Here is an 18,233-nt window from a genome sequence, read left to right as displayed (position 1 = left end):
CTAAACTATCAAAACAGGGCCGCCGTGAAGACTTTTGCCGAACTGACCGAGCGCGAGGTGCTTGCGGTCGCGATCTCCTCCGAGGAGGAGGACAGCCGCATCTACATGACCTTCGCCGAGGACTTGCGCGAGCGTTACCCGGACACGTCGAAGATTTTCGAGGAGATGGCCGAGGAGGAACGCGGCCACCGGCATCGGCTGCTGAAACTCTATGAGGAACGCTTCGGCCAGCACCTGCCGCCGATCCGCCGCGAGAACGTCAAAGGCTTTCTGCGCCGGCGGCCGATCTGGCTGACGAAAAACCTGCCGCTCGACACCATCCGGAAAGAGGTCGAGACCATGGAGCTCGAGGCCGAGCGCTTCTACGCGCGGGCCGCCGAGCAGGCCGAGGATGTCGGCGTGCGCCGCCTGCTCGGCGATCTCGCCGAGGAGGAAAAGCATCACGAGAACCGCGCCGTCGCGCTGACCGACGAAATCCTGAAGCCGGACGTGCGCGCCGAGGAAGATCGCACGCGACGGCGGATGTTCGTGCTGCAATATGTGCAGCCGGGCCTCGCCGGCCTGATGGACGGATCGGTCTCGACGCTGGCGCCGCTGTTCGCCGCAGCTTTCGCCACCCACCAGAACTGGCAGACGTTTCTGGTCGGCCTCGCCGCCTCGATCGGCGCCGGCATCAGCATGGGCTTTGCGGAGGCGCTGTCCGACGACGGCTCGCTCACCGGACGCGGCTCGCCATGGCTGCGCGGCATCACCTGCGGCGCGATGACGACGCTCGGCGGGCTCGGCCACACCCTGCCTTATCTTGTCCCAGACAGCTGGCCGAACGCATTCTGGATCGCGACGGGAATCGCCGGCGTCGTCGTGTTCTTCGAATTGTGGGCAATCGCCTTCATCCGCGCGCGCTACATGGACACCCCGTTCCTCCAGGCCGTGTTCCAGATCGTGCTCGGCGGCGCCATCGTGCTCGCGGTGGGGATCTTGATCGGGGCGGCGTAGCTACCTCGGTGTCATGCCCCGCGAAAGCGGGGCATCCAGTACGCCGCGGCCTATCCGATCAATCACAGCCGTCTCGGAATACTGGATCGCCCGGTCAAGCCGGGCGATGACACCGACCTTGTGCTTGGCTGTCCTCGTTCCGTCCTACCGGCATATCAATCGCGATCAAACGGCGGTTGCGGCTTTGGGCCAAACTGCGCATCATCCTTTCAGGGAAGCGCAGGAGCATGTCGTGGCGAAATCGGAATGGAGTTACAAGAGCGCGGTCGAGATGTCGGCCGCGTTGACCGCAAAGAAGGTCTCCGCGGTCGAGCTCACGCAGGATGCGATCGATCGCATCGAACGTCACGACGGCAAGATCAACGCGATCTGCGTCCGGGATTTCGACCGCGCGCTTAGCGCCGCGCGGGACGCGGACGCGGCGCGGGCGCGCGGCGAGCGGAAGCCGCTGCTCGGCCTCCCAATCACCGTGAAGGAATCCTACAACGTCGCCGGCCTGCCCACGACCTGGGGCATTCCCGCGCAGAAGGATTTTGTCGCAAAGGAAGACGCACTGCCAGTCACGCGGGTGAAGGACGCCGGCACCGTCATCGTCGGCAAGACCAACGTGCCGCTCGGACTCGGCGACTGGCAGAGCTACAACGACATCTACGGCACCACCAACAACCCCTACGATCTCGGCCGCACGCCGGGCGGCTCGTCCGGCGGCTCGTCTGCCGCGCTCGCCGCGGGCTATGGCCCGCTGTCGATTGGCTCCGACATCGGCGGCTCGCTGCGCGTGCCGGCGTTCCATTGCGGCATCTATGCGCACAAGCCGACCTTCAGCCTCGTCGCCATGCGCGGCCACACGCCGCCGCCGCTGCCGCCTTTGCCGTTCGAGCGCGATCTTTCGGTGATCGGCCCGATGGCGCGCAGCGCCGCCGATCTTTCGCTTGTGCTCGACGTGATGGCCGGGCCCGATCCGATCGACGCTGGCCTCGCCTACCGGCTCGAGCTGCCGGCGGCGCGCCACACGGCATTCAGGGATTTCCGCGTGCTGGTGATCGACACCGATCCGGTGATGCCGACCGACACCGCCGTGCGCGGCACGATCAACCGGCTGGCCGACAATCTCGCCAAGGCTGGCGTCAAGATCGAGCGCAGCAGCCGGCTGCTGCCGGATTTCGCGGCCTCCTCGCGGCTCTATATGCGCATGCTGATGTCGTTCCTCGGCTCGACCTTCGCGCCGGATGTCTACGCCGGCGCCAAGGCAGCCGCAGCGGCGTTGCCAGAGGGCGACAACAGCTTGGCTGCCGAACGGCTGCGCGGTATCGCGCTCAACCATCGCGACTGGCAGGCGGCAAATGCCGGACGCACGCGGCTGCGGGCGCAATGGCGCGAGCTGTTCAAGACGTACGACGCGGTGATCTGCCCGGTGATGCCGACGGCAGCCTATCCCCACGACCATTCGCCCGAGCAGGAAAAGCGCCGGATCAAGATCGACGGCAAGGAGCACGTCTATCCGGACCAGCTCGCCTGGCCGGGCATCGCGACGCTCCCCGGTCTGCCCTCGACCGCGATTCCGACGGGCTTTGCGCCTGATGGACTACCCATCGGCGTGCAGATCGTCGGCCCGTGGCTGGAAGACCGCACGCCGCTCAAGCTCGCCGAACTGATCGAGCGCGAATTCGGCGGGTTCGTGCCGCCCCCTTTGTTCAATGACTAGTGCCTCCCGTCATTGCGAGGAGCCCTTGCGACGAAGCAATCCAGACTGCATCCGCGGAGACATTTCTGGATTGCTTCGCTACGCTCGCAATGACGGAGTAAAATAACATAGAGGGAGAGAAACGTCATGAGCCAAGACCTCGACCAGCTCACCACGCTCAACCACGACTATGTCGCCTCCGTGCAAAACTGCGACGTTAAACGCTTCGACGAAATCCTCGCGCCGGAGTTCTTTTGCTCCAATCCCGACAAGACATTGGTCGACCGCGCCGCCTTCCTGGAGCAGACGGCACGGCCGATTGCGATCCGCAATCTGCATGCGCATGATGTCATCATCCGCATCATGGGCGATTTTGCCATCATCCACGCCGCCACCAGCTACACCACCGCCGACGGCCAGCAGGCAACGGGGCGGTACACGGATTGCTGGACGAAGAAGAACGGGACGTGGCTCGCGGTGTCAGCGCACGTGTCGCGGTGAGTTGAGGTCAGCCATCCTCACACTCCGCTGTCATGCCCCGGCTTGACCGGGGCATCCAGTACGCCGCGGCAATAGTCGGTTCACACAGCTTCCGCCGCGGAGTACTGGATCGCCCGCTTTCGCGGGCGATGACACCGTCATTGCGGTTGCTAGCTGTCAAACACAATCACGCTACGCAGCGTCTTGCCGGCCTTCATGTTGGCAAAACCCTCATTGATCTCCGGCAGTTTCAGCTTGGCCGAGATCCAGTCCTCGAGGTGCAGCCGGCCGCGCAGGTAGAAATCGACCAGCCTCGGCATGTCCACGCGAAAATGGTTGGAGCCCATCGATGAGCCCTGGATCCTGCGCTCGCGCAGGAAGTCGAAGCCGTGCAGCTCGATCTTCTGACCGAACGGAATCATGCCGACGATGGTGGCCGTGCCGCCGGACGCCAGCATGCCAAAAGCCTGCTCCGCGGTCTCCTTGCGGCCGAGCACCTCGAAAGAATGATGCACGCCGCCATTGGTGAGGTCGCGCACCTGCTTCACGACGTCGCCGTCGGCGGGATTGATGATGTCGGTCGCGCCCAGCTTGGTCGCGAGCTGCAGCTTTGCCGGATTGGTGTCGATGGCGATAATGCGTCCGGCGCCGGCGATCTGCGCGCCGTTGATCGCGGCCATGCCGACGCCGCCACAGCCGATCACGGCCACGGTCTCGCCGGCCGTCACCTTCGCCGTGTTCACGACCGCGCCGTAGCCGGTGATGACGCCGCAGCCGATCAGCGCGGCGAGATCGAGCGGCATCTCCTTCCGGATTTTGACGATCGCATTCTCGTGCACCAGCATCTGCTCGGCGAAGGACGAGAGGTTGAGGAACTGATGCAGCTTCTCGGACTTCGACCATTGCATCCGGTTGGAGGCGCCCGGCAGCAGCTTTACGGTGGTGTCGGTGCAGAGCACGGTGCGGCCCGTGGTGCAATTGTCGCAGGTGCCGCAAAACACCGACAGGCACGTCACGACGTGATCGCCGGGCTTTACGTAAGTCACGTCGGAGCCGACCTGCTCGACGATGCCGGCGGACTCGTGCCCGAGCACCGCGGGCAACGGATGCGGATACAGGCCTTCCATGAAGTGCAGGTCGGAGTGGCAGAGGCCGGCGACCGCCGTGCGGATCAAAACCTCGCGCGGGCCCGGCTTCGGCAGGCTGACATCCTCGATGACCAGCGGCTGATTGACTTCATAGAGGACGGCGGCCTTCATCGAGCACTCCCTATCGCGTTTCTTGGTTTGAGCGTGGCGTGCAGCCTACGCTGCCAGAACCAGTTCGCCAACCTCGCTCATGCCGGCGTCGCGATCGCCGAGCAGCAGCGCGGCGATCTTCGCTTGCGCGGCATTTTCCGTCAGCCGGAACGGATCGCTCGGCGACACGCGATGGTCGATCACCAGCCGCGATAGCAGCAGGCGGCGCGCATCGCCGCGCATCTCCTGGATGCGATGCGCTTCCCAGGCGAGCGCGACCGCGCTTGCGACGTGATAGAGCAGGCTGGTCGCACGCCGCGCATCGGCCTCGTTCTCGGAATTGCCCGCGACCTCGCGCGCGAAGCCGACGGCACGATCGACGAGACCGCGCAAATTGTCGCGCCAGGCCTGCGGGACCGACACGCTATCATCGAGCCGCGCATGCAGATCGGCTGACAGCGCGGATTCGGCGCCGTGGCGGCCGACCGCGCGCCGGAGCGCATCGATCGCGACGATGTTGCCGGTCCCCTCCCAGACCGAGCCGAGATGCGCATCGCGCAGCAGGCGGGGCGTGGCGAATTCCTCGATATAACCGATGCCGCCGCGCATCTCGAGCGCGTCGCCGCAGACCTTGCGCGCATCGCGCGTCGCACGGAATTTCAGCGTCGGGGTCAGGATACGCAGCAGCGCAGCCGCCTCCTGACTGCCAGCCTCGGCGCGGTCGAGCGCGTCGGCAGTCAGAAAACTCATCGACAGCGCCTGCTCGACCGGCAGCATGATCTTCAGCATCTGCCGGCGTCCGAGCGGCAGATCGATGATGCGCTTGCCGAACACCACGCGGTTCTTCGCCACCGTCATCGCGTCATGATAGGCGCGGCGCATCAGTGCGGTGGATTTGACGCCGTTGGAGAGCCGCGACGAATTGACCATCTCGGCCATCTGCACAAAGCCGCGGTCGAGCTTGCCGACCGCATAGGCGATCGCGCCTTCGAGCTTGATCTCGCCGGAGGCCATCGAGCGGGTGCCGAGCTTGTCCTTGAGGCGCACGATCCGATAGTGGTTCTGCGAGCCGTCGTCGAGGAAGCGCGGCATCAGGAACAGGCCGACGCCGCGCGTGCCGGGGCCGGCGCCTTCGGGACGCGCCAGCAGCATCACGACCTTGGCATCGGCGTTCGAGCAGAACCATTTCTCGCCATGGAGGCGCCAATGGTCGCCCTCCTGCGCGGCGCGCGTGGTCAGTGTACCGACATCGGAGCCGCCCTCCTTCTCGGTCATGAACTGGCCGCCCTGGGTCAGCTTGCTCATGTCGGTCTGGGTCAGGCCGTCGAGATATTTCGCCTTCAGCGCCTCGCTGCCGAAATTCGCCAAGAGCTTGGCGCAGCCGTCGGTGACGTTGATCGGGCAGCCCATGCCGAATTCGGTCTGGTTGAACAGGAAGGTGAAGGCGTGCTTGGCCACGACGGGATATTTGTCCGGCCATCCCATGATGCCCTTGCGGATCGACAACGCATGGATGCCGAACTCGCCGAACGCGGCGTTCTCCAGTTCGCGATAGGCCGGGTGATATTCGATCCACTGCACGTCGCGGCCGAACTTGTCGCGCTGGTGCAGTACCGGCGTGTGCCGGTCGGCGAGCCGCGCGCATTCGTCGAGATGGCCGCCGGCGAGTTCGCCGAGGCGATCGAGATGCGGCTCGATGTGGCGGAAGAGCGTGTCCGGCAGATGGATACGCAACAGATCCGTTAGCGCCGGATCGGCGCGATAGAAATTCATGCCTGATGTATCGGGCGCCAGCAGACCGGATGGTGCGGCCGCGACACTTTTTGGCTCACCTGTGACCGGCTTGTGCATGATCGTCCTCTTCGTTCCCGCCCGACGGCAATTCTTATCGCTTGCCGCTTGGGATGATGTCGATCATGCTCCAGTCGCAAAGGCGGATAAAGCCGCAAATTGTCAGGGAGGCATGATCGCCGTGAAGGAGCAATTCGCTCTGCGGAATTATGATCGACCCGGCTGGTTGTCCGCACGGCGGATGCATAGATCAGCGGCTTCCCGTCTCCGAGAGATCACGCCATGGAACATCCGAAATACAAGATCGCCCTCATCGTCGGCGCCGGCGAAGGCCTGAGCGCCTCGCTGGCGCGTCTGCTGTCCGCGCAAGGCATCCGCGTCGCGCTGGCCGCGCGCAAGATCGAGAAATTAGGCGCGCTCTGTCGCGAGACCGGCGCCAAGGCCTATGCCTGCAACGCCACCGAGCCTGAGGAGGTCGAGCGGCTGTTCGGCCTGGTCGAACGCGAGATCGGCACGCCCGACCTCGTCGTCTACAACGCCAGCGGCCGCACGCGCGGGCCGTTCGTCGATCTCGTTCCGGCCGATGTCGCGCAGGCGATCGCGATCAGCGCCTATGGCGGCTTCCTGGTGGCGCAGCAGGCGGCCAAGCGCATGCTGCCGAACAAGCACGGCGCGATCCTGTTCACCGGCGCGTCCGCCAGCGTCAAGGGCTATGCGCAGTCGGCCTCATTCGCGATGGGCAAGTTCGCGCTGCGCGGGCTGGCGCAGAGCCTGGCGCGCGAGCTCTCGCCGCATGGCATCCACATTGCGCATTTCGTGATCGACGGCGGCATCCGCAGCGCGGCGCGGACCGAACCCGCCGACAAGCCGGATTCGATGCTCGATCCTGATGCAATCGCGCAGAGCTATTGGAATGTACTGCAGCAACCGCGTAGCGCCTGGAGCTGGGAGCTGGAGCTGCGGCCGTGGGTGGAGAAGTTTTGAGTTGAGCTGTCGTAGGGTGGGCAAAGGCGCATAGCGCCGTGCCCACCGCCGTGAATGAACAAACAGATGGTGGGCACGCTACGCTTTGCCCACCCTACAAGGGCGGGAAACAATGACCACGGAAACCACCATCGACACCGGCACCAACGAACTCCTCTGCGTCATCCGCGACCGCGTCGCGGTGATCACGCTGAACCGGCCGGAGGCGCGCAACGCGCTGTCTGACACCTTGACGCCGGCTCTGCGGACGATGATCCGCACCTGCGGCGAGAGCCCCGAAGTCGGCGCGCTGCTGATCACCGGCGCGGGCGCGGCCTTCTGTGCCGGCGGCAACGTCAAGGGCATGGGCGCGCATCGCGACCAAGCCAAGCTCGACATGTCCTTTGACGACAAGGTCGCCGATCTCCAGGAACGGCAGCGGCTGCTCACCGGCGCGCTGGTCTCGGTGCGCAAGCCGACCATCGCCGCCCTGCCCGGTCCCGCGGTCGGCGCCGGGCTCGCCATTGCCATGGCCTGCGACATCCGCATCGCCGCGCAATCGGCCTTCGTCGCCACCGGCTACGCCCGCATCGCGCTTTCCGGCGACTACGGCATCGCCTGGCTGCTCACCCGGCTGGTCGGCACCGCGCGGGCCCGCGAGCTGCTGTTCACCGGCGATCGCGTCGACGCCGCGCGTGCCGAGGCCATCGGCCTCGTCAACCGCGTCGTGCCCGACGACAGGCTGCAAGACGAGGCCTTTGCGCTGGCCAAGTCGCTCGCCGAAGGCCCGCGTCAGGCGCTGCGCTACATGAAGGACAATCTCGACGAGGCGCTGCTGTTCGATTTCGAGACCGCTCGCGACCACGAAGCCGGACGGCTGATCCGCCTGACCACGACCGCTGATCACAAGGAAGCCGTGCAAGCCTTCATCGAGAAGCGGAAGGCAGTGTTCACGGGGAAGTAGGGCTACGCAGCCAAGACCATCAGATCATTCCATAGAGTAGGTACCCCATTTTCAGGAGGGCTGAATGGATTGGTCTGAGATTGTGCGGAAAGCCGTGCTCCTGGCGGAGAAGACTGGGTATGTCACGTTCGATCAACTGAACGAACTGATGCCGTCCACCAGGCTGGAACCGGAAGACATCGAGGCCATACTGACCGCTTTGAGCGACCGGGGTATCTGGATTGCGGAGGAGTAAGGTTCGCTCCTCCGTCCTCGTAGTAGGTCCGTAGCCCGGATGGAGCGGAGCGTAATCCGGGGCCGCTGGCGCACGTGGCACGAATCCCGGATTGCGCTTCGCTCCATCCGGGCTACGCAGCTCACTACTTGGCGGGCGCCCTCGCGAAATCCACGAACGCGCGCAACGCGGCCGGCAATTGGCGGCGGCTTGGGTAGTACAGGAAGAAGCCGGGATAGGCCGGGCACCAGTCAGCGAGCACGCGAACCAGCTTGCGCTTGGCGAGCAGCGCTTCGACCTGCGCCTCAAACACGTAGGCGAGCCCGATGCCGTCGAGGGCGGCATCGACCATCAGATCCTGGTCGTTCATCGTCAGCGGTCCCGCGACGTCGATCGCGAGCTCGATGCCGCCGCGCTCGAATTCCCAATGATAGAGCGCGCCTGAGGTGAAACGGTAGCGGATGCAGGGCAGGCCTTTCAGGTCGCGCGGCGTGGTGGGCGGCTTGCGCGATTTGAAGAACCCGGGCGTGCCGACCACGGCAAAACGGTGCCGCGGGCCGATCGGGACCGCAATCATGTCGGCGGCAATGGTCTCGCCGAAACGCACGCCGGCATCGAAGCCGGCCGCGACCATGTCGATCAGGGCGTCGTTGATGACGATCTCGACGCTGACGTCGGGGAATGATTTCAAGAAGCGCGTCACGATCGGCAGCAGCACCAGCTGCGCGGACTGGCGCGCGGCGGTGAAGCGCAGCGTGCCGGCGGGCTTGCCGCGGAAATTGTTGAGGTCCTCGAGCGCGTCGTCGATGTCGCGAAAGGCCGGCGTGATGCGGGCAAACAGCCGCTCGCCGGCCTCGGTGAGCGCGACGCTGCGGGTGGTGCGGTTGACGAGGCGCAGGCCGAGCCGCTCTTCGACATTGCGCAAAGCGTGGGACAGCGCCGATGGCGTGACGCCGAGCTCGGTCGCCGCCGCGCGAAAACTGCGGTGGCGGGCGATGGCGAGGAAGGTCGCGAGGTCGGACGGGTCGATCCGCATTGATGAATTTTTCTCAAGAGCTTGCAAAATATATAGCTGATTATCTCAGCTATAGCGAGCCGCTACACCTTGCCCGTCGGCTTCGGCACACCGCCGGACCAAATTGGAAAGGGCAACATCATGCGTGTCTGGTTCATCACAGGAGCATCCCGCGGATTTGGCGCTTTGATCGCCGAAGCCGCCTTGAAGGCAGGTGACGCCGTGGTCGCGACCGCGCGCGATCCGTCCACCGTCACGGCGCGGCTCGGCAGCCACGAGCGTCTGCTGGCAACCCGGCTCGACGTCACAAGTGAGACCGAGGCGCATGAGGCCGCAGGTCAGGCCGTTAAAAAGTTCGGCCGCATCGATATCCTGGTCAACAATGCCGGCTACGGCCTGCTCGGCGCGATCGAGGAGGCCAGCGGCGCGGAGACGCAAAAGCTGTTCGGCACGAATGTGTTCGGCCTGCTCGGCGTCACCCGCGCGGTGCTGCCGCATATGCGCCGCCAGCGTTCCGGCCACGTCATCAACATCTCGTCGGTCCGCGGTTACACCGGTTATCCCGGGTGGGGCGTCTATGGCGCGACCAAGTTCGCGGTCGAGGGTCTAAGCGAAGCGCTGGCCGGCGAAGTCGCGCCACTCGGCATCAAGGTCACCGTGGTCGAGCCGGGCTTCTTCCGCACCGACTTCCTCGACGACACCTCGCTGTCGCGCACCGCGCAGGTGATCGACGACTATCACGAGAGCGTCGGCAAGACCCGCGCTCACGCCGCCGAATTCAACCACGGCCAGCGCGGCGATCCGCGCAAGCTGGCGCAGGCCTTCCTGACGCTGGTCGATGCCAAGAACCCGCCGCTGCGCCTGCCGCTCGGCAGCGACACGGTGGAGCGGATCGAGGCGAAGAACGCATTCGTTGCGCGGGAGCTGGCGGGATGGCGATCGGTCGCGACCTCGACCGACTTCGCCAATGACGGCGCATAAGCGAAGGCAAAAAAAGGCCCGGCCCTGGATGACCAGGCCGGGCTCGCAGTGGTGTCAGGCCGAGGCTGAGGGGCTGTCGGCCTGACGGGAAAGGGCGGCGAGGCGCCAGCTCGCGCAGGGAATGTCTTTCGGTGCGACGGCGATCTCCTTGTTGAAGCGCACCAGCTTCCAGTCGTCGGGATGATTGACGAAAGCGAAACCGGATTTGCGGGCGAGCGAGATCATGGTCTCGTTGGAGCGCAGCGTGTCGCCGAACATATGCTCGGCACCAAGAGCTGCCGCGCGGCATTCGAGATTCTTCATCAGCGCGGTGGCGATGCCGTGGCCCTGCCAGCGGTCGTCGACCGACAGGCCGAACTCGAGTGTGGAGGTCTCTGGATGGAAGGCGTAGCGCGCTTCGGCGACGATGGTCTCGAAGCCGTCGACCATCTTGGTCGCAACAACGGTGAAGCGCTCGCGCGCTCCAACGTCGAGGAACTCGCTCAGCAGGCCCTTCGGCAATTCGCTGATCGCACCGAAGAAGCGGTTGTAGCGGGAGCGGGTCGAGAGCGAGCGGAAATAGTGCTGGAGCTCCTCGGTGTCGCGCGGCTCGACGAAGCGAACGTTGATCGCCTCACCCTGCCGGGTGCGCAGCACGTCCGAATATTGCTTCAGATCTTCCAGGCGAAGAGTGCTCATGACACGAGCCCTTGCGGAAAGAGGGACCGCCGGCGCCCCTGTGATCAGGCGGCGCCGGCCTGGCGGCCAATCAGGCCCGCCAGAAGGGTTTGTCAGCCTCGTAGGCGATGTCGGTCCAGGACAGGCCAACGTCGTGGAGATCGCGGGCCGTCCAGTGGGTCAGTTCGCGGCGGGTCCGGTAGCGCTCGTGCCAGACGTGAAGCGTCTCGCCGATCTGCTGGATGAGGCCGGGTGCATGATGATTTGTCATCGAATTGTGGGTCAAAGTAGACATTTTCAGCTCCTTGAGCTAAGATCGCCGCCAATATCTGCTTGCTACCGCGCTGCGACAAACGACAATTTGTACCCCTTCGCATGAAATAACGTCATGCATCCTGCTGCCAGATGACTGCCAGATTGCCCTCCCTGAACGGATTGCGGGCCTTTGAGGCCGCCGCGCGCCATCTCAGCTTCACGCTGGCCGCGTCCGAGCTGAACGTGACCCAGACCGCGATCAGCCATCAGATCCGGCGGCTCGAGGAGGAGCTCGGCATCCGCCTGTTCGTCCGGCAGAACCGCGCGCTGGCGCTGACGCCGGAAGCGCGCGACTATTTGCCGGGCGTCCGCGCCGCCTTCAACGACCTCCGCCTTGCGACCGACCGGCTGCTGCGCAAGGACGACGACAAGGTGCTGACCGTCTCGACGCTGGCATCGCTCGCCGCGAAATGGCTGCTGCCGCGGCTGACCGATTTCCAGGAGCAGCACCCCGGCATCGACGTCCGCATCACCACCTCGACCAGCCTCGTCGATTTCCAGCGCGACAATGTCGATGCCGCGATTCGCTATGGCCGCGGTCAATGGCCGGGCCTGCGCGCCGACTGGCTGATGGCGGACGAGCTGTTTCCGGTGTGCAGTCCGTCGCTGCTGCGCGGCGACAAGCCGCTGCGCCAGCCTGAGGATCTCAAGGGCTATCCGCTGCTGCACACCTCCAATGCCAACAGCGATGACTGGCGGCTATGGCTGACGGCGGCCGGCCTTCCGGGCGACATCGCCAGGCAGCCCGGCATCACCTTCGACATGATCTTCATGACCATCCAGGCCGCAATCGACGGCATCGGCGTGGCAATGGGGCGAACCTCCTACGTCCAGGACGACATCGCCAAGGGCCGGCTCGTGGTGCCCTTCAAGATCGCGCTGCCGGCCGATGCCGGCTTCTACCTGGTCGCGCCGGAGGGCCGGCGCGAGGCGCCGAAGCTGGCCGCGTTCCGCGAGTGGATGATCGCTGCAACGCAGAATAAAGCGTGAAAAATCATCAGCTTCCCCGGTGAAATCGATTGACTCGCCGCGCCCCGCGCGAGAGGGGTAGGACAGATTGTCGCAGCCGACAATCTGATGCCTTGCCGTGAAATGAGTTCCGGTCCGGCCGCGCCTTCCAGGGGAGAAACGTCATGGCTGGACCAGCAACCAATCCGCCCGAGATCAAGTCGCGCATCGGCGCGATCCTGCGCGCCACCTCCGGCAATTTTCTCGAGCAGTTCGATTTCTTCCTGTTCGGCTTCTATGCCGCCGCCATCGGCAAGGCGTTCTTTCCCTCCAGTAACGAGACAGCCTCGCTGCTCAACACTTTTGGCGTGTTCTGGCTCGGCGCGCTGATGCGCCCCGTCGGCGCGATCGTGCTCGGCGCCTACATCGACCGCATCGGCCGCCGCCAGGGCCTGATCGTCACGCTCGGCATCATGGCCATCGGCACCGTCGTGATCGCGTTCTGCCCGAGCTATGCGACCATCGGCATCGCGGCGCCCGTCATCGTGCTGATCGGCCGCCTGCTGCAGGGCTTCTCCGCCGGCGTCGAGCTCGGCGGCGTCTCGGTCTATCTCGCGGAGATCTCCACGCCCGGCAATCGCGGCTTCTACACCTCGTTCCAGTCGTCGAGCCAGCAGGTCGCGATCTTCGTGGCCTCGATCCTCGGCTTCATCCTGTCCGAGGTGATGCCGGCGGACGTCGTGACCGCCTGGGGCTGGCGCATTCCCTTCTTCGTCGGTTGCCTCATCATTCCCCTGATCTTCATGCTGCGGCGGACGCTCGAGGAAACGCCGGCCTTCCTCGCCATGAAGAAGCACCCGACGGCAAACGAGGTGTTCGCCTCCGCGCTCGCCAACTGGCGCATCGTCATCCTCGGCATGATGATCGCGGTCCTGACCACGACGACATTCTACTTCGTCACCGTGTACACGCCGACCTTCGGCAAGACGGTGCTGAAGCTCTCGACGCAGGACGCACTGCTCGTGACGCTGCTCGTCGCCGTGACCAACTTCTTCTGGAATCCCGTCGGCGGCGCGCTGTCCGATCGCATCGGCCGCAAGCCGGTACTGCTCGCCATCGCCGGCCTGGCGCTCGTCACCGCCTACCCGGCACTGTCCTGGCTGGTCGCCGCGCCGACTTTCGGCAAACTGCTCGCGGTCGAGATGTTGTTCTCGTTCTATTTCGGCATGTACAGCGGCACCATGCTCGGTGCTCTCGTCGAGATCGTGCCGGCGCATGTCCGCACCACCTGCTTCTCGCTGGCCTTCGCGCTCGCCGCCGCGCTGTTCGGCACGTTCACGCCATTCGCCTCGACCTTGCTGATCGACTACACCGGCAACAAAGCCTCACCCGGCTTCTGGCTGATGTTCGCCGCTGCGCTTGGCATCATTGCCGCATCGATCGTCTATCGCGGTGGCCGCCAAGCGGTGACGACGTACGATGCGACCGGTGAAGCGGCGCCGGCGGTGAGCCACTGATGGTCATTCCGGGGCGCCTCGAAGAGGCGAACCCGGAATCCATTTCTCCCAACATTCTTGCGGCACGGTGGATTCTCCGATGCGCAATTGCGCATCAGAGCTCGATGCTTCGCATCGCCCCGGAATGACAGCAACCTAAAGCTCCACCACCACGTAATCGCTCTCGACCTTCACCGGGATGGTCTCGGCGACATACGGGCCCTTCACCACACTCGCACCCGGCTCGACATGCGCCGGATAGGCCTTCACGCGGAAGCGGCGGGGGTCGCAATAGGACTGGCCGGTGCGGATGTCGAACTCCCAACCGTGCCAGGGGCAGCGGATGATCTCGCCGAGCTTGGTGTATTCGATCTCGCCGGGATCCTTTGATTGCGCGAGCCCGATCAGCGGGCCCTCGCACAGCGCGGCGCCCTGATGCGGGCAGCGGTTCATCAGGCCGAAATACTCGCCCTTGATGTTGAAGACCGCGATCGGCCGTCCGTCGATCTCCAGAAATTTTCGCGTGCCCGGCGGAAGCTCATCCACCGCCGCAATCACGTGCCGCGCCATCAAGCAATCCCATAGAGCTTGCGCGCATTGCCGAGATAGAACGCTTCGCGGTTGGCGTCGCTGACGCCCGCCGGCAGCACGCGCGACGGCTCGTCATAGTCCCAATGCGGATAGTCGGTCGCGAACAGCAGTCGGTCCCAGCCGATCCATTTGATGACGTCGAACAGATCCTCGCGCCGCTCCGGGTCCTCCATCGGCTGCGTGGTCCACCACACCTGCTCGCGGATATATTCCGACGGCGGCCGCTTCACATGCGGCACTTCGCTGCGCAGCCGGTGCCAGACCTTGTCGAGCCGCCAGGCGAGCGACGGGGCCCAGCCGAAGCCAGCCTCGATCATCACCATCTTCAGCTTCGGAAAGCGCTCGAACACGCCTTCCAAGACAAGGCTCGCCAGCGCCGATTGCTGACACTGCGAGTGGCCCACCATCTCCTCGATGTAATAGGAAGGCCAGCCGGACGGCGTGATCGGATTGCCGCCGAAGCCGAAAGCGTGCACGCCGACGGGAAGCCCTGCCTCTTCCGCGGCCTGATAGATCGGCCAGTAACGGCGCTGGCCGAGCGGCTCGACATTGCGGCTGAGCAGCAGCACCTGCACGAAATTCTTGTCGCCGGCGCGCTCGCGGATCTCAGCGGCGGCCGACAGGCCGTCCTCATTGCCGACGACAATGGACGCCTTCAGACGCTTGTCCTTGCTGGTCCATTTGTCGATCTGCCAGTCGTTGATCGCCGAGCACAGCGCCGCCGAAAGCTCGTGATTGCGGATGCCCTGCCCGGTGTTGAGCGGATTGAGCACGCCGAGTTCCACGTTGTTGGGATCGAGCAGCTGCTTCCGCATGAAGGACAACGAAGAGCCCTGCGGCCCGCCTTCCGGCGGATAGGCGTCGCGACGCGAGGCGTTGGGCTGGGCCTTCGGATAGGGCGGGCCTTCCATCATGCCCTGATAGGCATGGACGCCGTAGACTTCGAGATGATGCTGCCAGCGTTTCGCCAGATAAGGATAGAGCTCGGTGCGGGTGGCGCGTGCCGGATGGATGTCGCAGTCCGCGATTGCGGTTTTGACGGTCAGTGGGGAAGCGGCTTCGGTGCTCTCGCGGAATTGGACGTTCATCGCCTTGCCTCCTTTGGCAGCGGGCTAAGTCAGGCGGGGATAGGTCGCATGCGGATTTTCGATCATGATCTTGCGCACGAGATCGGGGGTGAGGCCCTCGGGCAGCGCGTCCTGGCCGTCGAATTGCCAGTGCGGATAGTCCGTGGAGAATAGAACCAATTCGTCGGACTGCATATGATCAAACAGGCGAATTAATGTCTCAGGTTCCGGCGGCGCATCAAATGGCTGTAAAGAGAACCGGATGTTGCTGCGCACAATGTCGAGCGGCGCGCGATCGATCCATGGCGTCTCCATTCGCACCCCGCGCCAGAACTTGTGCAGGCGCCAGAGAAAAGGGGAGATCCAGGAGACGCCGGATTCGAGCATGACCATTTTCAGCTGCGGATATTTGGCGAACACGCCCTCGACGATCAGACTGGTGAGCTGAGTCTGGAACGCCTGGGCCTGACCGACATAATCCTCGATGTGATAGGAACCCCAGCCCACGGCAGTCGGCGGATTGTGATAGGCGGAACCGGCGTGAATCCCGACGGGCAGCTGGAGCCGTTCCGCCGCTTCGTAGATCGGCCACAGCGCGCGCTTGCCGAGCGGCGTGTCGCCCATGACCAGCATCAGCACCTGCACGAAGCGGCGGTCCTGTGCGCAGCGCTCGATCTCGGCGACGGCTTTCTCGACACTTTGCGTGGGGATCACGATCGAACCACGCAGCCGTGAATCGCGATCGAGCCATTCCTTCACCAGCCACTCGTTCAACGCGCGGCAGAAGGCGGCCTGCAAATCTTCCGAAAACACCATCTGCACGCCGTAGAGTGGATTGCAGATGGCGTGCTTAAGCTGGAAGGGTTCGAGCAGATGGCGCTGCATGTCCTCCAGGCTTGCGCCGGGCTTGCCGGTTTCCGGCCGCCAATCGGGACGCGCAACGATCGGCGAGTTCTGCGGATAGGATTGCGAGACAAGGTCGACCATGCCGCGCGTCGTCACCTGATCGCGCCAATAGTCATTCAGGTACGGCAGCAGGCTGGTCAGATGCGGCACGGCCGGATGCACGTCGCAATCCACCCCGCCGGCGATCAGGGACGCCATCACGTCTCCTTCACGTTTCCTCGTCACGTTTTGTCTTGCCCACCATTCAAGCAGGCCTGCCCGTCGCCCGCAACTCGGCCAAGGCCGCTGTCATATGCTAGGAAGGCACAGCTCCGTTGCGAGGACTGAGAGGTTAAAGGGATGAAAGAGCTCGTCGGCATTGCGGAACAGGTTGCGGCCCGACTAATCGCGCGCAAACAGACCATTGCAGTGGCTGAATCCTCGACCGGCGGCCTGATCTCGGCCAGCCTGCTCGCGGTGCCCGGCGCCTCCGCCTATTTCCTCGGCGGCGCCGTGGTCTACACCCGCGATGCCAGGCGTGAGCTGATGGATATTTCGGACGAAGGAATGAAGGGCTTTCGTTCCTCGTCGGAGCCATATGCGAGGCTCCTCGCCGAACAGATGCGCAGCCGCTTCAGCTGCGACTGGGGCCTGTCCGAAACCGGCGCCGCCGGCCCCACCGGCAACCGCTACGGCGACGCCGCCGGGCACAGTTGCATGGCCGTCGCTGGCCCTGCGGCGGAGGTGATCACGCTGGAGACGGGCAACAACGACCGGTTTGCGAACATGCAGGTGTTTGCTGCCACCGCGCTGAAGCTGTTGCTGCGGAAGCTGGAGGGGTGAACGCCCTCACATGGGAACCGCACGCGCTCCCCATCTCTTGCCGGACTGACCGTCGTGCCGGCGCATGAGCGAGCGCGTCACCGCCCAGGCGCGATAGGAGCAATGATGCAACTTCCTGCGTTCGTCTTCGCTGCCCTGCTCGTCCTTGGGATAACGACGGCGCAAGCCGCCGGGGTCAGAAACTTCGACATTCCTGCCGGTCCGGCGGGACCGGCAATCCGATTGCTGGTCTGGACTCCGTGTGCAGAGCCACCTCGCGAGATGGATGCGCGTGGCGCCACCTTCTTCGCCGTGCCCGCATGTCCGGTCACCGGAGAAAAGCTTCCACTCATCGTGATGTCGCACGGCCGCCGAGGATGGTTCGGCGGTCACCATGACACCGCCGCGGCTTTGGCCGATGCCGGGTTCGTCGTGGCGGCGCTCGATCATCCCGGCGACACCATGCGTGACACCAGCCGCACCGACAGTCTTTCGGTTCTCGTCGAGCGCCCCACGGATATGAGCCGGCTCATCGACTATATGCTGGACGGGTGGCCGGACGCATCCCGCATCGATCCTCAGCGCATCGGGCTCTACGGGTTTTCGTTTGGCGGTTACACCGGCCTCGTCGTCATCGGCGGCAATCCCGATCTGCGCAAGGGATTGCCAAATTGCGAGACCTCCAGCCTGAAGGCGTGCAAGCAGCTCGAAAGCGGCGAGCTTCCTGATCAGCCGACGACCCATGATAGGCGCGTCAAGGCCGCAGTCATCATCGATCCCTATCCGGTGTTCGTCTTCCCGGAGGAGAATCTGAAAGCGATAACAGTGCCGGTTCAATTGTGGAGTTCTGACCCCGCGCAGAATGCCGATGGTCTATCCGGATGCTGTGCGGCAGCGATCAATCAAAGGCTTCCGATCAAGCCGGACTACCATTTCGTGGACAATGCCCGGCATTTTTCCTTCCTCGCGACCTGCACCCCAAAGGACGCCCGGGAGGCGCCCGCCGTCTGCACCGATGCGCCGGATTTCGATCGCGTCGATTTCCACCGACGGCTTCACACAGATGTCGTTGCGTTCTTCCGCAAGTATTTCGCCGAAAGCGCCAAGCCGTAACGCGGCCCACGGC

At 64.6% G+C, this 18,233-nt stretch carries 19 protein-coding genes; 11 read left to right on the top strand and 8 right to left on the bottom strand.

Annotation, left to right across the window (positions count from 1 at the left end):
• Positions 1–24 precede the first annotated feature (24 nt).
• The 3 genes from mbfA (at position 25) to AB7245_RS04690 (ending at position 3,181) form a co-directional block, all read left to right on the top strand.
• Positions 25–996, top strand: coding sequence for an iron exporter MbfA (mbfA, locus tag AB7245_RS04700; RefSeq protein ID WP_085403465.1), 972 nt, complete (start codon positions 25–27; stop codon positions 994–996).
• Between the two features lie 232 nt (positions 997–1,228).
• Positions 1,229–2,701 carry an amidase gene (locus AB7245_RS04695; protein ID WP_085403573.1) on the top strand — a complete coding sequence of 491 codons (1,473 nt, stop codon included), beginning with the start codon at positions 1,229–1,231 and terminating at the stop codon, positions 2,699–2,701.
• 126 nt (positions 2,702–2,827) lie between these two features.
• On the top strand, positions 2,828–3,181 hold the full coding sequence (locus tag AB7245_RS04690; protein WP_085403464.1) for a nuclear transport factor 2 family protein: 354 nt from the start codon (positions 2,828–2,830) through the stop codon (positions 3,179–3,181).
• 149 nt (positions 3,182–3,330) lie between these two features.
• Here the strand turns inward: AB7245_RS04690 and AB7245_RS04685 are convergent, their stop codons facing one another.
• Both AB7245_RS04685 and AB7245_RS04680 read right to left on the bottom strand, forming a co-directional pair.
• The gene (locus tag AB7245_RS04685) at positions 3,331–4,419 is read right to left on the bottom strand and encodes a Zn-dependent alcohol dehydrogenase (protein ID WP_085403463.1); all 1,089 of its coding nucleotides are present in this window, start codon (positions 4,417–4,419) and stop codon (positions 3,331–3,333) included.
• Between the two features lie 45 nt (positions 4,420–4,464).
• On the bottom strand, positions 4,465–6,249 hold the full coding sequence (locus AB7245_RS04680; protein WP_085403462.1) for an acyl-CoA dehydrogenase family protein: 1,785 nt from the start codon (positions 6,247–6,249) through the stop codon (positions 4,465–4,467).
• Positions 6,250–6,471: 222 nt separating this feature from the next.
• Between AB7245_RS04680 and AB7245_RS04675 the strand changes: the two genes are divergently transcribed.
• From AB7245_RS04675 to AB7245_RS04665, 3 genes are all read left to right on the top strand, one after another.
• The gene (locus AB7245_RS04675; protein WP_439033908.1) at positions 6,472–7,173 is read left to right on the top strand and encodes an SDR family NAD(P)-dependent oxidoreductase; all 702 of its coding nucleotides are present in this window, start codon (positions 6,472–6,474) and stop codon (positions 7,171–7,173) included.
• A gap of 112 nt (positions 7,174–7,285) precedes the next feature.
• A complete protein-coding gene (locus tag AB7245_RS04670) occupies positions 7,286–8,116 on the top strand; it encodes an enoyl-CoA hydratase (protein WP_085403460.1) in 831 nt (276 codons plus the stop codon).
• A gap of 64 nt (positions 8,117–8,180) precedes the next feature.
• Complete coding sequence (locus tag AB7245_RS04665) at positions 8,181–8,351, top strand: RNA polymerase sigma factor region1.1 domain-containing protein (protein ID WP_085403459.1); 171 nt, start codon at positions 8,181–8,183, stop codon at positions 8,349–8,351.
• Between the two features lie 124 nt (positions 8,352–8,475).
• On the opposite strand, the gene AB7245_RS04660 is transcribed toward AB7245_RS04665, so the two are convergent.
• Positions 8,476–9,366 carry a LysR family transcriptional regulator gene (locus AB7245_RS04660; RefSeq protein WP_085403458.1) on the bottom strand — a complete coding sequence of 297 codons (891 nt, stop codon included), beginning with the start codon at positions 9,364–9,366 and terminating at the stop codon, positions 8,476–8,478.
• A gap of 120 nt (positions 9,367–9,486) precedes the next feature.
• Between AB7245_RS04660 and AB7245_RS04655 the strand changes: the two genes are divergently transcribed.
• Positions 9,487–10,326, top strand: coding sequence for an oxidoreductase (locus tag AB7245_RS04655; protein WP_439033907.1), 840 nt, complete (start codon positions 9,487–9,489; stop codon positions 10,324–10,326).
• A gap of 54 nt (positions 10,327–10,380) precedes the next feature.
• On the opposite strand, the gene AB7245_RS04650 is transcribed toward AB7245_RS04655, so the two are convergent.
• Together AB7245_RS04650 and AB7245_RS04645 are read right to left on the bottom strand one after the other, a co-directional pair.
• On the bottom strand, positions 10,381–11,004 hold the full coding sequence (locus AB7245_RS04650) for a GNAT family N-acetyltransferase (RefSeq protein ID WP_085403457.1): 624 nt from the start codon (positions 11,002–11,004) through the stop codon (positions 10,381–10,383).
• A gap of 70 nt (positions 11,005–11,074) precedes the next feature.
• On the bottom strand, positions 11,075–11,278 hold the full coding sequence (locus AB7245_RS04645; protein ID WP_063980835.1) for a DUF1127 domain-containing protein: 204 nt from the start codon (positions 11,276–11,278) through the stop codon (positions 11,075–11,077).
• A 110-nt stretch (positions 11,279–11,388) separates the two neighbouring features.
• Between AB7245_RS04645 and AB7245_RS04640 the strand changes: the two genes are divergently transcribed.
• Together AB7245_RS04640 and AB7245_RS04635 are read left to right on the top strand one after the other, a co-directional pair.
• Positions 11,389–12,288, top strand: coding sequence for a transcriptional regulator GcvA (locus tag AB7245_RS04640; RefSeq protein ID WP_063980834.1), 900 nt, complete (start codon positions 11,389–11,391; stop codon positions 12,286–12,288).
• Between the two features lie 143 nt (positions 12,289–12,431).
• Positions 12,432–13,763, top strand: coding sequence for an MFS transporter (locus AB7245_RS04635; RefSeq protein ID WP_071916835.1), 1,332 nt, complete (start codon positions 12,432–12,434; stop codon positions 13,761–13,763).
• 135 nt (positions 13,764–13,898) lie between these two features.
• Here AB7245_RS04635 and AB7245_RS04630 read toward each other — a convergent pair whose 3' ends face one another.
• Genes AB7245_RS04630 through AB7245_RS04620 form a run of 3 tightly spaced genes read right to left on the bottom strand, consistent with a single transcriptional unit; the run spans position 13,899 to position 16,504 of the window.
• The gene (locus AB7245_RS04630; protein WP_028149261.1) at positions 13,899–14,312 is read right to left on the bottom strand and encodes a Rieske (2Fe-2S) protein; all 414 of its coding nucleotides are present in this window, start codon (positions 14,310–14,312) and stop codon (positions 13,899–13,901) included.
• Complete coding sequence (locus AB7245_RS04625; RefSeq protein ID WP_085403456.1) at positions 14,312–15,421, bottom strand: amidohydrolase family protein; 1,110 nt, start codon at positions 15,419–15,421, stop codon at positions 14,312–14,314. The genes AB7245_RS04630 and AB7245_RS04625 overlap by 1 nt, the downstream gene beginning before the upstream one ends.
• Before the next feature lie 24 nt (positions 15,422–15,445).
• Positions 15,446–16,504, bottom strand: coding sequence for an amidohydrolase family protein (locus AB7245_RS04620; protein WP_167768238.1), 1,059 nt, complete (start codon positions 16,502–16,504; stop codon positions 15,446–15,448).
• Positions 16,505–16,645: 141 nt separating this feature from the next.
• Here AB7245_RS04620 and AB7245_RS04615 point away from each other — a divergent pair, with 141 nt between their 5' ends.
• Positions 16,646–17,128, top strand: coding sequence for a CinA family protein (locus AB7245_RS04615; RefSeq protein WP_085403454.1), 483 nt, complete (start codon positions 16,646–16,648; stop codon positions 17,126–17,128).
• A 105-nt stretch (positions 17,129–17,233) separates the two neighbouring features.
• Positions 17,234–18,220, top strand: coding sequence for an alpha/beta hydrolase family protein (locus AB7245_RS04610; RefSeq protein WP_439033906.1), 987 nt, complete (start codon positions 17,234–17,236; stop codon positions 18,218–18,220).
• Positions 18,221–18,233: the final 13 nt, after the last annotated feature.

This window comes from Bradyrhizobium sp. 604_D8_N2_3 (genome assembly GCF_051810765.1).
Taxonomy (GTDB): Bacteria; Pseudomonadota; Alphaproteobacteria; order Rhizobiales; family Xanthobacteraceae; genus Bradyrhizobium; species Bradyrhizobium barranii.
The sequence above is the reverse complement of the archived record's forward strand: the minus strand, read 5'-3'. Positions and strand labels throughout refer to the sequence as shown.

Excerpts from the sequence above, each read along its gene's own strand:
- AB7245_RS04680 (WP_085403462.1), bottom strand. The coding sequence starts at position 6,249 with ATGCACAAGCCGGTCACAGGTGAGCCAAAAAGTGTCGCGGCCGCACCA.
- AB7245_RS04660 (WP_085403458.1), bottom strand. The coding sequence starts at position 9,366 with ATGCGGATCGACCCGTCCGACCTCGCGACCTTCCTCGCCATCGCCCGC.
- AB7245_RS04630 (WP_028149261.1), bottom strand. The coding sequence starts at position 14,312 with ATGGCGCGGCACGTGATTGCGGCGGTGGATGAGCTTCCGCCGGGCACG.
- AB7245_RS04635 (WP_071916835.1), top strand. The coding sequence starts at position 12,432 with ATGGCTGGACCAGCAACCAATCCGCCCGAGATCAAGTCGCGCATCGGC.
- AB7245_RS04610 (WP_439033906.1), top strand. The coding sequence starts at position 17,234 with ATGCAACTTCCTGCGTTCGTCTTCGCTGCCCTGCTCGTCCTTGGGATA.
- AB7245_RS04655 (WP_439033907.1), top strand. The coding sequence starts at position 9,487 with ATGCGTGTCTGGTTCATCACAGGAGCATCCCGCGGATTTGGCGCTTTG.
- AB7245_RS04650 (WP_085403457.1), bottom strand. The coding sequence starts at position 11,004 with ATGAGCACTCTTCGCCTGGAAGATCTGAAGCAATATTCGGACGTGCTG.
- AB7245_RS04685 (WP_085403463.1), bottom strand. The coding sequence starts at position 4,419 with ATGAAGGCCGCCGTCCTCTATGAAGTCAATCAGCCGCTGGTCATCGAG.
- AB7245_RS04620 (WP_167768238.1), bottom strand. The coding sequence starts at position 16,504 with ATGGCGTCCCTGATCGCCGGCGGGGTGGATTGCGACGTGCATCCGGCC.
- AB7245_RS04690 (WP_085403464.1), top strand. The coding sequence starts at position 2,828 with ATGAGCCAAGACCTCGACCAGCTCACCACGCTCAACCACGACTATGTC.
- AB7245_RS04670 (WP_085403460.1), top strand. The coding sequence starts at position 7,286 with ATGACCACGGAAACCACCATCGACACCGGCACCAACGAACTCCTCTGC.
- AB7245_RS04625 (WP_085403456.1), bottom strand. The coding sequence starts at position 15,421 with ATGAACGTCCAATTCCGCGAGAGCACCGAAGCCGCTTCCCCACTGACC.
- AB7245_RS04645 (WP_063980835.1), bottom strand. The coding sequence starts at position 11,278 with ATGTCTACTTTGACCCACAATTCGATGACAAATCATCATGCACCCGGC.
- AB7245_RS04615 (WP_085403454.1), top strand. The coding sequence starts at position 16,646 with ATGAAAGAGCTCGTCGGCATTGCGGAACAGGTTGCGGCCCGACTAATC.
- AB7245_RS04675 (WP_439033908.1), top strand. The coding sequence starts at position 6,472 with ATGGAACATCCGAAATACAAGATCGCCCTCATCGTCGGCGCCGGCGAA.
- AB7245_RS04640 (WP_063980834.1), top strand. The coding sequence starts at position 11,389 with ATGACTGCCAGATTGCCCTCCCTGAACGGATTGCGGGCCTTTGAGGCC.
- AB7245_RS04665 (WP_085403459.1), top strand. The coding sequence starts at position 8,181 with ATGGATTGGTCTGAGATTGTGCGGAAAGCCGTGCTCCTGGCGGAGAAG.